We start from the raw sequence: 15,499 nt of genomic DNA, 5'->3' as shown, positions 1-15,499 counted from the left end.
GATAACCTGAACACACGACGAACCGCTGACCGAGTACCGGCGGTTGCAAAGATTTACATTCTAGTATAGTACCACGAGAAACGACACCGGTCACGGACGACGGGTCAGCAAGACCCCGCTGACGATCAGCAAGCCACCAATACCCTGCACCCATGTCGGCTGTTCACCGATGAGCGGCCAGGCAATAAGGGTTGCTACGAGCGGAATGGCGCAGCCGTAGATCGCCGTGCGTGCACTGCCGGCCACACGCACACTGTTATTCCAAAGGACATAGGCCAGCACCAGTGCCAGTAACGTCGAATATGCCAGTGCAAGCCACGCTTGCAGGCTCACCTGATCCCAGACAACTGTTGACCAATCCGGCAGGCTAATCAAGATCATGCCCGGCACACCGGTTACCATCGTCCAGGTTGTGATAGCCAGTGGAGATAGACCCTGACCGAGAGTACGGACGCCGAGGGTGTACATCATCCAGCAGAATGCAGCACCGAGCATCAGTAGATCACCCAGCAATCCCTGACCACCGAGACTCAGACCACGTTCGGCCACCACCAACGCCACCCCGCTAATCGCCAGCGCAATCCCAACTGCCATAACGCGACGGATCCGCTCAATACCGAGCAACGCTGCCGCCAAAGCAACCAGCGCCGGCGTTGTAGCAATAATCAGCGAACCGTTCGCTGCCGTGGTCATGGTCAAACTATACGTGAAGAGCGCCTGATAGATTGTATTGCCGACCACACCAATCCAGGTCAACTTCCAGAACGTGCGCCGATCAGGGAGTGCTCGCTTCCCTTCACGCCAAAACATAAAGCCCACTAAAAGCACACTCGCACTCGTAAAGCGTAACGTCGCAAACACCAGCGGGGGGATTTCGGTTAACGCAGCCTTCACAATGCTAAAATTAGCACCCCAGATCAACACGACAAGTAACATTGTCAGATCGGTTGGGGTCAAACCGGCAAACAAAACCGGCTGTTCAACGCGGGTGGTAGTAGTTGTCATACATCCTCGGCTTCCAGAGATGCAGCTTACGTGGGTAAGGTACCACAAATATATCTGTCATGACCAGCATCTCCAGACGGATATTTGGCTTGTCAAAGGAGTGAGGATGCAAGTAATTCCCTCTTTCATCCCACCATCTGGAAACCTTGCCGCAAACCTCACGCTGTCGTAGAATGGCAGAAGTAACTGATTGAAGCCTACGGGCAAGGAACACACATCATATGGCTATTCGACGTATTTTGCGGATTGATGATGCTGAGGATCGCAAGATCCTCAAGATGCAATGTCGCCCGGTCAAGTTGCCAGATCGCAATCTCAAGCAACTGGTGGCCGACATGTTTGAAACCATGCGCGCTGCTCACGGAGTCGGGCTGGCCGCGCCCCAAATTGGCATTCCCATCCAGCTTTGTATTATTGAAATCCCTGCCGAATATGAGGAGCGTGCCGACGGCAGTGTGGTTGAAGTGGCACCAGCCGAACCATACGTGTTGATTAACCCGCGCATTGTCAAGATGAGCGGGGAAGAGGTCATGCGCGACGAAGGGTGTCTCAGTCTGCCCGGCTGGTACGGGATGGTGCCGCGTCAGACCTGGGTAACAGTTGAGTTTCAGGATTTGAACGGCAAACACCATCGCTTGCGCCGCGCCGGTGATCTATTGGGCTGGGCCATTCAGCACGAAGTTGATCATCTCAACGGGATTCTCTTCACGGAACGGATCCGTGATCTCAGCACGTTGCGCGATATTACGAAGGAGCGTGACGCACAACCGGTTGACCAGGCTCCGTAGCCATGGTAGTGCGTCACGTGACATCTGGCCTGATCTGAACCGGTATGCAAACACCTGATCTGGTACAGGCTGCACTCTTCTTTGCTGCCCAGGCTCACAATGGCCAGGTGCGCCCTGGCAGTACCTGGCCGTACCTCGTGCATCTATGCGACGTTGCCCTGGAAGTGGCGACAACGCTGATGATTGAGCCAGGGCACGACACAACGCTGGCGCTTTGTTGTGCGCTTTTGCACGATGTGCTTGAGGATACTGATACTGACGAGGCGCAGTTGTCTCAGCTCTTCGGTTCGGCAATCACGGCAGGAGTGCGGGCGCTTACAAAAGACCTGACTCTCCCCCAGGCCGAACGGATGGCCGACAGCCTGCGCCGTATCAAGCAACAACCGCACGAAGTCTGGCTGGTGAAGCTGGCCGACCGGATCAGTAATCTATCAACACCACCTCCTGACCATTGGTCGGCGGAACGGATCGCTGCGTATCGTGCTGAAGCTGAACTCATTCTCGCCGCCCTCGGTTCGGCCAGTCCACATCTGGCTGCACGACTCCGAAACAGGATTGAACAGTATGGAGCATCCTCCCCAATGCCGGGACGGTGAGAGCCATACAGTTGGAAAGGATGTCGTATGCGGATTGCTGTAGGGAGTGATGAACGGACTTACATGACCGATGCGCTTATCACCGAACTCAAACAGCGTGGTCATGACGTGATCTTGTTTGGACCACTTGCCGGTACATCAGACCCATGGCCCGATGTTGGACGGGCAGTTGGCGAAGCTGTGGCCACCGGGCAGGCCGATCAGGGTATTGTGTGCTGCTACACCGGTACCGGTGTAAGTATCGCCGCCAACAAAGTGCCCGGTATCCGTGCAGCCCTCTGTCACGATGCACAAACGGCAGCAGGAGCGCGAAAATGGAACGATGCGAATGTGCTGGCACTGAGTCTGCGTACCACAACGCCTGAACTGGTGCGCGAAATTCTCGACGCCTGGTTCGCCACCGAATGCCCACCAGAGGAACAGGTCACTATTGACCGGTTGCGCGCCTTCGATAAGCTATAAACCCACTTTGCGCTTCACCCTTGTCCTGAGAACCATGATCAGACAAGTAGCGCCTGTACCTGTGGTATAGTACAAAAGGATGTACGTGACACGAGAAGACCCCGGTTGATGTACCGGGGTTTTTGTATGAATGAGGCAAGTAACGATGGAGCAGATAATGCAAGGCAAGACGGTGATTGTCACCGGTGCTAATTCGGGTATTGGTTACGTTACGGCACGCGAGCTTGCCGCGATGGGAGCGCGCGTGATCATGGTTTGCCGTTCGCAGAGCAAGGGTGAAGCGGCCCGGCAACGGATCATGCAAGAAGCTAAAGGAGCACCAGAACCAGAGCTAGTACTGGCCGATTTTGCCTCACTGGCATCAGTACGCCGTGCTGCCGGTGACATTCTGGAGCGCTGCCCACGGATCGATGTCCTGGTTAACAATGCCGGTCTGTTTGTATCAGAACCCCTGGCCAGCGCCGACGGTTACGAAATGACCTTTGCCGTTAATCATCTGGCACCCTTCCTGCTCACCAACCTGTTGCTCGAACGGATTATCGCCAGTGCGCCGGCCCGTATTATCAACGTTTCTTCTTTCGCGCATGTCGCCGGCAGAATCGCAATCCCACAGATCGCTTCTCCCCAGCGCCCCAACATTGCCCAGGCTTACAGTGACTCCAAGCTGTGCAACATTCTGTTCACAAACGAACTGGCCCGTCGCTTGCAGGGCAGTGGGGTGACTGCAAACAGCCTGCACCCCGGCGCAGTCGCTACCAATTTTGCCGCCGACTCCCGTGGCCTGTTTGCCTTCTTCTTCCGCCTTGCTCGCCCCTTCATGCTCTCGCCGGAACATGGAGCAGCGACCTCGATTTACCTGGCTTCATCACCAGAAGTTGCTGAGATCAGTGGGCAGTATTTTGTGCGCAAGAAGCCTGTCAAACCATCAGCCGCAGCGCAAGGTGCAGCCCTGGCGAAGAGGTTATGGGAGTTTAGCGAACAACTGGTGCGCGAGAAGGTAGCAGCCTGATGGGATCGCATTAGACCGCACGATATTGCGCAGATTACCAGATCGCGGCAATAGCGCACAGAATAACGGGTGGGTGAAGGATTGCCTTCACTCATACGAATGTTGTTCACCTTAGCCCAGACGCCCGACGATCAGGCGATTCAACGACGTTTCAACAATTGGGGCAACGGTACACCCTGCGACCCACGCCTGCCAGTGCGTGCGGCGGATGGGGAAGCGTGGCTTCCCCACGCCAAACGATGCGTCACGGGCAATCCGACCTGAACACCGTATCCACGCCGGCACGTGATACCACGGTGTGTATAGGGGCGATGCTGTTCTCCGTCGTCGCGATCACTGCCAGCGTGATGGGGCACTCACAAGCGATGGCTTTTAGCAAACCAGATTTGATATTACACAGAGCGGCAGTGGTGTATGGATGAGCGTAGGCCACCCGTTTTCGGTACACAGCCTGAAGCGGGAGTTACGCTGTTGTCTGCCTGTTGATGCGATGGTGTCTAATATCGCAGTCTTCCCCCTTACACTCCGCTTGCAAACTGTTTGATATGGAACTATCAACAAAAAGCGTGATGGCTTTGGTAATATGATAGTAATTGTACTGGTCTAAAATGAGTAAAGGATTTTTACCGTGAAGTTCAAAATGTGTGATGATCGAGCAATCGCTTTACGATGTCGTCACTGAACACAGCCAGGCTATATATATTTACAGATGTGGTTGTGCCGAAATTTTATCAGTACGATTTGAACCCGATATACCACGTCACGCCATGCTACAATAAACATCGCAGCGACATCCGTTAAGCCGGAAAGCATCATAGCCTATGCAAAATCAACCCTATAATGTGTTGGTCATCGACGATGACCCTAACGTGCGTGATATTCTAAGTAGCCTGCTCAAACGTGAACGCTGTGTCGTCCGCACCGCAGCATCAGGGCAAATCGGCATTGCGGCTGCCAGGTCCGAGTTACCCGATCTCATCCTGCTTGATGTCATGATGCCCGATCTCGATGGGTTCAGTGTCTGCCGCATGTTGCGTGAAGATCCGCTGACGGCTGAAGTTCCCATTATTATGATTACTGCGCTTGATGATCGGGCTTCGCGGCTGGAAGGGGTAAAAGCCGGGGCTGATGAGTTTTTATCCAAGCCGGTCGAATTGAGCGAGTTGCGCCTGCGGGTGCGCACGATGCAGCGGATCAACCGCTACCGCCGATTAATTGAAGAGCGCGAGCGCGCAGCAGCTCAGGAGCGTCTCCTGACCGAGCAAGCCCGGCAGGCAGCCCAGGCGATTGCCGAAGCGTATGATCAAACGCTGATCGGCTGGTCACGTGCCCTCGATCTCCGGGACAAAGAGACAGAGGGACATTCACAACGAGTCGCTCAACTTACGCTGGCTGTGGCGCAGGCACTCAATATTCCTCCAGAAGAGCAGATCAATATGTGGCGCGGGGCGATGCTCCATGATATTGGCAAAATTGGCGTACCAGACGCCATTTTGCACAAACCAGGACCACTAACCGAAGAAGAATGGGAGATTATGCGTCGCCACACAACCTATGCCTACGAGTTACTCTACCCAATCGCTTACCTGCGCCCCGCCCTGGACATTCCATATTGCCATCATGAAAAATGGGATGGTACCGGCTACCCACGAGGCTTGCGCGGTGAACAGATTCCACTCGCGGCCCGTATCTTTGCCCTGGTTGATGTTTGGGATGCGCTGACCAATGATCGACCCTACCGCAAGGCTTGGAGTCGTGAGCAAGCCTGGCAATACATTCACGATCAAAAGGGTAAACATTTTGATCCGCAACTGGTTGATCTTTTTCTCTCCATTGCTGCACCTGACCTGACGAAGGTGATGGAACGCCAGGTTTCTGGAGGGAAAGAAGATTAGCGGTTAGCTCTTGTTTTCAGGACAGATCACACCACTGATAGCGGGTCACGTCTTCTCTACTTCCAGATATGATGTGAAATACCCCCCACCCTTCCCGCCCTGCCGGGGGCGGGAATTACCGGTGTGGGGACTCTCGCGTATGTACGAGTTTGTTCAGGGTTGCACTGCTCTACCGGAAGCAGGAAAGGCGTGCGGTTTCAGGTGGTGGACAAGCCGGCGGCGTGCACTTTCGGGGTGTCTACCGGCACCTCACAGGGACACCACCAGGGTTGATAGTTGCCGGTAAGGGCACGGCGTACCGTGCCCTTACGAACTGACATTGTTTTACTGAGCCGGGGCAAGAAAATCGACAGCGACGTACCCTTCCAGGCCATCGGGGGTGCGTACCGGTCGCCAGACAAAATCAGCACCGACAACATCATCGCCGATCTGCTCAACGCGGGTGCCATCAGGAAGCGTAGCAATTGGCTGGTTGTTGCGATTGGGTTGAGGGCGGAGGAAGAGACCCTGACCGCCAGTATTGATGACCACAAAGAAGCGCGGAGCGGGTGTTGGGGCTGCGGTGGGAGCTAAGGTGCCGGTACCACTTTGGATATCAGTAGCAGTTGTGGGTTGTTCAAGCATGGGGGCAGTAGGAACACCTAATGGTGCTTCTCGACGATCACCCCGTAGGAGAGACAGCGACAGAATAAAAATCAGGACGATGAGCACAAGGCCACCAATCAGGTACATCCAACCCCGTTGTTGTAACCACCGAATCAAAATCTGGGAAAAATTGCCGCTGTATGTAGTACCACTGACAGCAGATGTCGGTCGCCAGTGCGGCGCAGACGCTGTGGCGTCAAGACGTTCAGTACGTGCTGTGTCACGTCGCTGAGCCGCATCACCTGGTCGGGGATCGGTACCTCTAGTCTGCCGTTCTGGATTCTCTCTCATGAACGTCTCCTCCATTCGCCTCATCGCCGACATATGATAGCACATCTTTGTCTGGCAACTCAGCCTGTATGGCTAAGCGATGTGCGGCAGACTATGACACCAGATCGTACAGTCGACGATCCAGATGCTCTAGAAGCGGACGCAAGTAGGGGGTAATTCCTTTATAGTCGAGAATTGCCGGATCGAGCTGGCGGAGAAGCTGAGCCATGGCAGCCGTCCACTGCGGATTGCTGGTCAGTTGTGCCAGCGGGGCCACGTAGGTGCGCACCGTAAACAAGACGACCGGATGGCGGGCCATACGCACAAGTGTCTGTCGCTCCACACGGTAGAAGACACGTTCACCGGCATTGTCTGCGGTTACTGTGCTCTTTTGCTGATCGAGGGGACCGAGGCGCGGAGAGAGATCAAGATCGGGTAACACAACCAGTGACCAGTTACGCCGCCAGACGGGACGCTGCGGCTGCAATCGACTTATCAATTGATCAGTTGATCGGGCCAGTTGCGCGATGAAACCGGGCACCGGCCCGTGGATAGCGGCCAGCGGTAACCCCATCTTATCGGAGAGGCACCAGCGGTTGGGAAAGCAGAGCTGACCGGCAATGAGCGGATGCCCGGACGCTTCATCAACCGCCATCAGCAGCAAATCTTCCTGCACCTGGCGACCGAGCCAGTCGATTGGCAACAGACCGAGATCATCACCAATCCGAATTGTTGACACCTGGTTGGTCAGCCGATTTTCCCACTCCAGTTCTGCCCCACGCTGTCGCAGCACGAACCAATCAGGGTAGGAACGGTGTAGCTCAGCCAATCCCCATTCCAGCAGTTCCCACTGTGCCGGCAGACTCTCAGGGTATGCCTGCACATAGTACGAGTGGTCGGCAGCCAACAATGCCCGTTTCAGCATCAATTCGGCGTAATAGTGATCAGGATCGACGTGAAAAACCGGCGCGCCGTGCAGTGGGTATGCACCGACTCGTAATACCTGCGGCGAGGGAATAACGAAAGGATCGAACGGCCATGCCTCAATCATGATTCACCCCGGCAGCGGCCCAGGCAGCCAACGCTCGAATGTGGTCAGGAGTAGTCCGGCAGCAACCACCGATCAGCCGTGCCCCCATAGCGTACCATTGCCTGGCCTGGGCTACAAAATCGTCAATCTCAGTCGTACCAATCCAACATTGCCCAACCGGGTCATAGACTTCTCCCGAATTAGGGTAGACCACAATCGGCTTGTCGGTAACAGCCTGTACAGCGCGAATGAGATCGGGAAGGAAGCGAGGAGCTGTACAGTTAACTCCAATTGCGGCCACCTGGGGATGAGCAGCAATCTCAGCAGCACATTCGGCAATTGGTTCACCCTGAGCGGTGTGAGCACCATCGCGAGCACTGAAACTAATCCATGCGGTCAGGTGCGGAAATTCGGGCAGGAGCGCAACTAATGCCCGTGCTTCGTCGAGACAGGGGATCGTTTCACAGGCAAAGAGATCAGGCCGGGCAGCCGCCAGAGCAGCCATGCGAGGTCGATGGAACTCAATCAATTCAGCCACGGATAAGCCGTAGTTGCCGCGATATTCCGAGCCGTCGTGCAAAAATGCACCATACGGGCCTACCGAGGCTGCAACCAGTGGTCGTAGACGCCCTTCGCGATTCGCCGGGTCAGCCCAAAATTGATCACGCGCAGCCTGCGCCAATGCGACCGAGCGCTGTAAGAGCAGAATTGCCTGATCAGGAGCGATTCCACGCGCCATAAAACCGGGAATCGTTGCCTGATAACTCGCAGTAATGGCAACATCAGCACCAGCCGCAAAATAGTCGGCGTGCACAGCCTGGATCAACGATGGATTTTCGATCAACACCTTCGCCGACCAGAGCGGATCGGCGAGATCGCAACCACGCCGCTCCAGCTCCGTAGCCAATGCCCCGTCGAGGATTAGAAGTGGGCGTTGGGCAAGTGCAGCAGTTATCGGATTTGGCGAACTCATCTTGAGCATCTCTCTTTTCGGCGAGAAATAGGCTTTGCGAATCGCTAACTCCTCCGTGGCTTCGTCGCAGGAGTGGTACCGGCTCCAACCTGAGCCAGATGTTCTGCCTGGTCAGTCAGACCGGCCCCGTGCCGATAGCAAGCACCTGGTTCAGACGTCAGTTCGGATTACAGTTCCTGCACAACCGAACAGCGAATGGTGAGTGTCCTCTTATCTTACCTGTGTCATACCAACTCTTGCTCAACAACATGCACTGTTCAGATGTGATCCTTGTGCTGAAGCGCTACCAGGTCTACCACCGGCAAGTCGCTAGTGGCCGTAGGGGCGACGCATGCGTTGCCCCTACGGGCGTCCAGCAGTACATCGTTCAGGCGTAGCATCGAGATGATAGTCGGCTAGCGGATCATGACCTCTACAAGTTTGACGTTCATCATTCCAGGGTAACTGTTCGACAACAACGGGATAACGTCCGGGCGCCACCGGGGTTTGACTCCTTAACTAATCATACCACAAGTCACCTTCACGGGGTAAAAGTTGTTTTAAGAAGAGCGAGAAATGGCGACAGGTGGTGTGCTGGAATTGTTAGGCAGTGAGTCCAAGGTCACGGTCGTGACATATGCCGTAATCCGTACAGCATACAAAACTTCACCACTTCGTGCCAGGCCAGAGTGGCGCAGAGAAACAGCCCCAGCCAGGCATCCCGCCAACCGCCGAGCTGAACGTAGCGGCGCCAAAACTCACGCGCCGGCGCACCGATCAGATTACGCAGCCGCATCCGTCTACCATGCCGATACAGCGTCATTGCCTCGGCGAGCGCGTAGCGGGCCTGTTTTTGCCACAATTCATCAAGCCGTTCGATGTTGAGATGGAGCAGATGCCCGCGCAGTGTCCCGACGGTGCCATTCAGCGTTGCCACTTCGTGTACTGCGACCTGCTCATCGTAATGAGCCGCATTGCGCCGCAGCAGGCGAAGCTGAAAATCCGGGTACCAGCCACCACCACGCAGACGCCGACCAAAAAACAGGTTGTAGCGGGGAATCCGGTAGCCGGCAAGGTCGGGCGGAGGGGTTGTCTGCTTCCATGTGGCAAGTTCGATGAATAGTTCCGGCGTCAGGCGCTCATCTGCATCAATGAAGAGTACCCAATCGCCTCGACACCGGCGCAGCGCGAGGTTTCGTTGGGCACTAAAGCCACGCCACGGCTCAATCAACACCCGGCAACCGTGATCTGTAGCAATCGCTGCGGTAGCGTCACGAGTCTGGGCATCCACGATAACGACCACATCATCGCTCAGGCCGGCGATGCTGCGCAGACAACCGGCAAGATGACGCTCTTCATCACGGGCAATGATGGCAATCGAAAGCAAGGGATGGTGCGGCATAGTTAAAATAGTGTTGCCTGTTGCGGTCCACTCTCGTCATCAGCCGGTAGGGTGCGTTCGGGGTAGGGCAGGCCAAGATGTTCGTAAGCCCGCCGGGTTGCAATCCGCCCTCGTGGGGTGCGCTGCAAGAAACCGAGTTGCAGCAAAAATGGTTCGTACACGTCTTCGATAGCATCAACCTCTTCGGCCAGGGCTGCGGCGAGGGTACTGAGACCGACCGGGCCACCGTTGAACAGTTCAATGATTGCCCGGAGCAGACGACGGTCATTCTCATCAAGGCCCAATTCGTCGATCTCAAGCTGGGCCAGCGCATCCCGCGCCACCTGAAGCGTGATCGCGCCGTCGGCCACAACCTGAGCATAATCGCGCACCCGGCGCAAAATCCGGTTCGCAATCCGTGGTGTCCCTCTGGCGCGACGACCAATTTCGCGGGCACCTTCGGGGCTGATAGGAACGCCAAGAATGCGCGCTGAACGGCTGACAATTTCGGTCATCGCGTCATCAGAATAGAAGACCAGCCGATGCACGGCGACGAAACGGTCGCGCAGGGGTGAGGTGAGTAACGCCAAACGAGTGGTGGCCCCGATCACGGTAAAGCGGGGCAGGTTAAGGCGCAAGCTACGGGCACCGGGACCTTTGCCAACCACCAGATCGAGCGCAAAATCTTCCATCGCCGGGTACAGCACCTCTTCAACGGCCCGATTCAGGCGATGCACCTCATCGATAAACAATACATCATTGGCCTGGAGATTGGTCAGGATAGCAGCCAGATCGCCGGCCCGTTCAATTGCCGGCCCACTGGTAATCTTGATTTTGGCACCCATTTCGTTGGCCACCACGTTCGCCAGCGATGTTTTGCCCAACCCCGGTGGGCCATAAAAGAGGGTGTGATCGAGCGACTCATTCCGCCCACGAGCCGCGGCGATGGCAATCCGCAGTTGCTCGACAACCTTCTCCTGGCCGATAAACTCGCTGAGGGTGCGGGGACGAAGGCTCTTTTCAACCTGTTGGTCGTCGCTATCTGAATGTGGATTGACCAGCCGCTCGGCGCTCATGCCCATCCTTTCCATCATTGTTCGCACAGGTGTACGCATCTCGCCACTGATTATAGCATAGCCCGGCGAGGCTGAAAGGAAAGAAGCGGGCAAGCGCCCGCTTCTCTCTGCAATTTGGCAGAGCCGTGGTAGAGGCGATGGCAATGCTAGAGCGTTTGGATGATGGACGTGGATTGAAGCTGGTCAATCCCCCCCATCATAGCCAGCCGTTCAGGCTGCCACTGCCGCCTCTGCCAGGAGCACAGCCCGGACACGCTGACCGCGCAACGTTGTCCGATTAAGCGCCTGGAGCACCTGTTGGGCTGCCCGACGCGGTACTTCGACGACGCTTGTCCGTGCCCGAATTTCGATCTCGCCGATGCTGCGTCCGGGCAAACCGGACTCGTTTGCAATGGCGCCGACGATGTCAGCAGGGCGAATCTGATCGTTGCGACCAAGGTTGATCTGCAAGCGCACCATCGTCCGCTCAACACGCTCGCTGCGTGTGTCGGCTTTGGTGCGTGGCGAACGCGCAGATCGTTCCGAGCGTTCGCGCTGCGGACGCTCAGCAGGCGGTGGGTCGAGCCGGGTAATCGTATCCACCTGATCGGTCTGATCTTCGTTCAAGAGCAATTTCAACGCAGCGGCAGCTACCGTGCGCAGATCACCTGTGCCAGCCAGTTCGTCGACCAGGGTGGTGTAGCCGGCAAGCGCAGGATCGGCCATCGCCGTCCGCAATTGATCGACCAGCGCCGAACGACGGCGGGCCGCTACATCGGCCAGCGTCGGCATCTGGCAGCGCTCGATCCGGGTGCGTGTCACCCGCTCGATGATCTGCAACATGCGGCGTTCGCGTGGGGTGATAAAGGTGATCGCCACCCCTTCACGCCCGGCCCGTCCGGTACGACCAATCCGGTGTACGTAGCTTTCGGGGTCGGTAGGCACATCGTAGTTGATAACGTGACTCACCTCGGCGATGTCAAGGCCGCGGGCCGCAACATCGGTTGCCACCAACACGTCAAGTTGCCCTTCGCGGAAACGCCGCATCACCCGATCACGGGCGGCCTGGCTTAAGTCGCCGTGCAGCGACTCGGCAGCGTAGCCCCGGCCTTGCAGCCGTTCACCAATATCATCGGCCTCCTGGCGTGTTCGGCAGAACACAATCGCCAACTGAGGCATCTCGGCGTCGAGCACCCGGCAGAGAGCATCGAGCTTGTCGCGGGCCAGCACTTCGTAGTAGGTTTGCCGGATACGCGGGGTCGTTAATTGCTCGGCAGCAATGCTCACCCGCACCGGCTGGCGGGTATAACGCAGGGTCAGGTTTTGCACTGCCGGCGGCAACGTCGCCGAGAAGAGAGCGGTCTGCCGTTCCGTTGGCGTCAACTGCAAAATCGCCTCCAACTCCTCGGCGAAGCCCATATCGAGCATCTCATCGGCTTCGTCAAGCACCACCATGCGCAGGTGATCAAAGCGCAGACTGCCACGCTTCAGATGATCGAGCACCCGACCTGGAGTCCCGACCACGACCTGCGTCCCCTGAGCCAGCCCGCGCAACTGGCGCTCGATAGGCTGGCCGCCATAAATCGGTAACACGCGCAACGAACGGTGGCGACCATAGCGATGGATCGCCTCTGCCACCTGGACGGCCAGCTCGCGGGTAGGGGCCAGGACAAGCGCCTGCACCACCAGCGCGTCGGTGACACGTTCAATCATCGGCAACGCAAATGCTGCCGTCTTCCCGGTGCCGGTCTGGGCCTGAGCGATCACGTCGCGACCGGCAAGTAACAATGGAATAGCCTGGGCCTGAATGGGTGTTGGTTCGTCGTAGCCAAGCCCGCTCAATGTGCTCACCAGCGCATCACTCAGGCCCAACTCAGCAAAAGTCGTCATGGTATTCCGTTTCACATATCCAGATTACTTCGTGGCAAAGATATGCCACGCAAGATAGTAATTATAGCATACATTTCTGATTTTGAAAGACCCTTTTTAAGTCAAGACGGTATACAATTTTAGGATCAACGTCACCTTCACGGATCACCAGTGTGTGTGGTATCCTATAGTCATCAGAAAGATTTCGCTTTCATTGGGCATCTGCTCATATGATTCATATAATGCGGTAGGAGCGTGACATGACAGCACCGGCTCGCATTCTCGTTGCCGAAGATGAACCAGATGTGGGCATGCTCCTGCGGGAAATTCTAGTAAGCGAAGGGTACGAGGTAGAACTGGTACCTAATGGCCACCTCCTGGTGGAACGCGCCCAGGAACAGCCACCGGATTTGATCCTGGTTGATCTGCTCATGCCGTTGATGGATGGCCTGGAGGCAATCCGCCAACTGCGTAACGACACCCGCACGTCACACCTGCCGATGCTCATCCTCACCGCACTTGGCGAGTCGTCGCGCATTGTTGAAGGATTGGAGACCGGTGCCGATGACTATATTGTCAAACCTTATGAACGCGAAGTATTGCTGGCCCGTGTACGCTCACAATTGCGACGAGCATCGCAATTACCGGCCCGGAATCCGCTCACCGGCTTACCCGGCAATGTCTCCATTCAGGCCGAGATCAATCGTCAACTCCAGCAAGGGGCTAAATTTGCCCTGCTGTATATCGATCTCGATAATTTCAAAGCGTTCAATGATGTTTATGGGTTTGCACGTGGCGACAAGGCGCTACACCTCGTGGCCAGTGTCTTACAGGAACAGTGCCCTTCGGGAGACTTTATCGGTCATATCGGTGGCGACGATTTTGTGGTGATTCACTTCGGTGCTGACCCTGAGACGTTGTGCAAGCGTATTATCCAGGTCTTTGACCAGCGTGTTCGTACCCTGTACGACGAGGCAGATCTCCAACGGGGCTATCTGGTTGCCACAGATCGCTACGGTATTGTGCGTCAGTTTGGAATTATTAGCCTTTCTATCGCAGTGGTAACGACCTACACACGCAGCTTTCGCAATTATGACGAAATAGGGCGGGTTGCGGCGGAATTGAAGCAGGCGGCCAAGCAGATTGCCGGCAGTGCGTATAAGATAGATCGGCGCAGTGATGATGCAATCCCCCCCTCTCTCAACGACCGCCGCAGTGGTTCATCACCCGAAGCGCTTATCGTCTGTCATAATGACATTGTGCGCGCAGCAATTATTGCTACGCTCAATGTACGTGGCTATCGCCTGCTCATTGCCGATAACGAGATCGCAGCCCAGGGATTACTCGCTCACAATCCCCATCCGGCGCTTATTGTTGCTGAGTTTCAGCGATCCACACCAATTCAGATCTGGCAACAAGTGAATCACAATTCCACGCTGATTGCGTTGATCAACGATGACGAGGATGCCACCATCGCCCAGCAGGCTGGGGCGCAGGTTATCATTCGCCTGGACGGCAGTCCCCTCAATCTCTCTGATCAGTTGCAGGCGGCGCTGGCGACACTGGCACGATGAGGCAGTCGTTCCTGGCCGGTGCTGCTCCGGCGGGTTAAAACCCTGCCTCAAGCCACACCAGCCCCGGTGGGCTGGCCTGCCGGCGGAGTGTGGGGGCCTCTAGCCCTGGCGGGGCTGCCACGTCGTGAGGGAGGGCTTCAGCCCACACCAGCCGGTGGGTTGCCAAAGCCGACGGCGATAACGAACGCCTGGCGGCGACGCTGGTCAGGTTGCACGTCGTTGCCTTTGCCATCTTGTTGACTTGTCCCTTTCAGGTTTCAAGGTTCATAACAGTCTCTAAAGTAGCCAACGGGAAGACGGCATTATTAAACTGAGCAGTACGCCCGATGCAATCTATACGAACCGTTAAGTACGGACTGTCTGGGTATTTGCGCAACACCAACTCCACCTCATTTCCATTGAGCCACGTGTGAGATTCTAAAGACCAGCTCCTGGCCGGCTCCCAGACAACGACTCCGCTGCCGTTCTTGACAATACGAAAAGAGTTAATCCAGTGCGACATGCGCACCTCTTCCGACATTACTTCAATCGCGAAGCTGCCGTCAGGTGACTCGAAACGCTCGACATATTCACTATTCATAGGCATACTCTCTTTCATGGGCCTAACGCCAGGCATTAGCTGCTGGCGGATAAATGGTACAGGTGTCATAGACCGGTATAGCCAGCGAGTGAGACAACTTATCAAAAACACCCCGATTACCGCCAGTCAGCTACAGGTGATGTCAGGCTCCGTGATCGCCTATGACGATGTGTGCGGCTCAGATTCCGCAGTGCCTGGTCACATCACGGGCTGTGAATCGTGCATTCCGCTTCTTCCAAAAGCTCTTGTTCTTGATACCATACGATTGCGGTGAAGGCAATCAATAGACTCAAGCCAACCAGACCAGGATGAGGTAAGACAAATCCACTAAGAAGAGGCCAACGATTGTTAAACTCCAGCCATGGAACGAACCTGAACGCACTCTTAT

15 protein-coding genes are annotated in these 15,499 nt (G+C 56.1%); 6 read left to right on the top strand and 9 right to left on the bottom strand.

The window, feature by feature from the left end:
- Nucleotides 1-90 precede the first annotated feature (90 nt).
- A complete protein-coding gene (locus CAUR_RS16275) occupies nt 91-1,005 on the bottom strand; it encodes a DMT family transporter (RefSeq protein WP_012258947.1) in 915 nt (304 codons plus the stop codon).
- Nucleotides 1,006-1,226: 221 nt separating this feature from the next.
- Between CAUR_RS16275 and def the strand changes: the two genes are divergently transcribed.
- From def to CAUR_RS16250, 5 genes are all read left to right on the top strand, one after another.
- Nucleotides 1,227-1,793, top strand: a complete 567-nt coding sequence (gene def / locus CAUR_RS16270) for a peptide deformylase (RefSeq protein ID WP_012258946.1) — start codon at nt 1,227-1,229, stop codon at nt 1,791-1,793.
- A gap of 44 nt (nt 1,794-1,837) precedes the next feature.
- The gene (locus CAUR_RS16265) at nt 1,838-2,389 is read left to right on the top strand and encodes an HD domain-containing protein (protein ID WP_012258945.1); all 552 of its coding nucleotides are present in this window, start codon (nt 1,838-1,840) and stop codon (nt 2,387-2,389) included.
- Nucleotides 2,390-2,416: 27 nt separating this feature from the next.
- Nucleotides 2,417-2,851, top strand: a complete 435-nt coding sequence (locus tag CAUR_RS16260; RefSeq protein ID WP_012258944.1) for an RpiB/LacA/LacB family sugar-phosphate isomerase — start codon at nt 2,417-2,419, stop codon at nt 2,849-2,851.
- Between the two features lie 157 nt (nt 2,852-3,008).
- On the top strand, nt 3,009-3,860 hold the full coding sequence (locus CAUR_RS16255; RefSeq protein WP_044233703.1) for an SDR family oxidoreductase: 852 nt from the start codon (nt 3,009-3,011) through the stop codon (nt 3,858-3,860).
- 821 nt (nt 3,861-4,681) lie between these two features.
- Nucleotides 4,682-5,755 (top strand): HD domain-containing phosphohydrolase, encoded by a 1,074-nt coding sequence (locus CAUR_RS16250; protein ID WP_012258942.1) that lies wholly within the window; start codon nt 4,682-4,684, stop codon nt 5,753-5,755.
- A 324-nt stretch (nt 5,756-6,079) separates the two neighbouring features.
- On the opposite strand, the gene CAUR_RS16245 is transcribed toward CAUR_RS16250, so the two are convergent.
- From CAUR_RS16245 to CAUR_RS16220, 6 genes are all read right to left on the bottom strand, one after another.
- Nucleotides 6,080-6,691 carry an SH3 domain-containing protein gene (locus CAUR_RS16245; protein ID WP_012258941.1) on the bottom strand — a complete coding sequence of 204 codons (612 nt, stop codon included), beginning with the start codon at nt 6,689-6,691 and terminating at the stop codon, nt 6,080-6,082.
- Nucleotides 6,692-6,782: 91 nt separating this feature from the next.
- On the bottom strand, nt 6,783-7,721 hold the full coding sequence (locus CAUR_RS16240) for a heme-dependent oxidative N-demethylase family protein (RefSeq protein WP_012258940.1): 939 nt from the start codon (nt 7,719-7,721) through the stop codon (nt 6,783-6,785).
- Nucleotides 7,714-8,673: a homocysteine S-methyltransferase gene (gene mmuM, locus CAUR_RS16235; RefSeq protein WP_015909348.1), complete on the bottom strand. Its 960-nt coding sequence runs from the start codon at nt 8,671-8,673 to the stop codon at nt 7,714-7,716. Before mmuM ends, CAUR_RS16240 begins: the two co-directional genes overlap by 8 nt.
- A gap of 601 nt (nt 8,674-9,274) precedes the next feature.
- Nucleotides 9,275-10,054, bottom strand: coding sequence for a glycosyltransferase family 2 protein (locus tag CAUR_RS16230; RefSeq protein ID WP_012258938.1), 780 nt, complete (start codon nt 10,052-10,054; stop codon nt 9,275-9,277).
- Between the two features lie 2 nt (nt 10,055-10,056).
- Entirely contained in the window at nt 10,057-11,109 is a 1,053-nt protein-coding gene (gene ruvB / locus CAUR_RS16225; RefSeq protein ID WP_012258937.1) for a Holliday junction branch migration DNA helicase RuvB, read from the bottom strand.
- Between the two features lie 210 nt (nt 11,110-11,319).
- A complete protein-coding gene (locus tag CAUR_RS16220) occupies nt 11,320-12,978 on the bottom strand; it encodes a DEAD/DEAH box helicase (protein ID WP_012258936.1) in 1,659 nt (552 codons plus the stop codon).
- A 239-nt stretch (nt 12,979-13,217) separates the two neighbouring features.
- Between CAUR_RS16220 and CAUR_RS16215 the strand changes: the two genes are divergently transcribed.
- Nucleotides 13,218-14,531, top strand: coding sequence for a GGDEF domain-containing response regulator (locus tag CAUR_RS16215; RefSeq protein ID WP_012258935.1), 1,314 nt, complete (start codon nt 13,218-13,220; stop codon nt 14,529-14,531).
- Between the two features lie 34 nt (nt 14,532-14,565).
- Here the strand turns inward: CAUR_RS16215 and CAUR_RS16210 are convergent, their stop codons facing one another.
- On the bottom strand, nt 14,566-14,763 hold the full coding sequence (locus CAUR_RS16210; RefSeq protein ID WP_157866468.1) for a hypothetical protein: 198 nt from the start codon (nt 14,761-14,763) through the stop codon (nt 14,566-14,568).
- 18 nt (nt 14,764-14,781) lie between these two features.
- Entirely contained in the window at nt 14,782-15,111 is a 330-nt protein-coding gene (locus CAUR_RS16205; RefSeq protein ID WP_015909346.1) for a hypothetical protein, read from the bottom strand.
- Nucleotides 15,112-15,499 lie beyond the last annotated feature (388 nt).

Source organism: Chloroflexus aurantiacus J-10-fl, from assembly GCF_000018865.1.
GTDB lineage: Bacteria > Chloroflexota > Chloroflexia > Chloroflexales > Chloroflexaceae > Chloroflexus > Chloroflexus aurantiacus.
The sequence above is the reverse complement of the archived record's forward strand: the minus strand, read 5'-3'. Positions and strand labels throughout refer to the sequence as shown.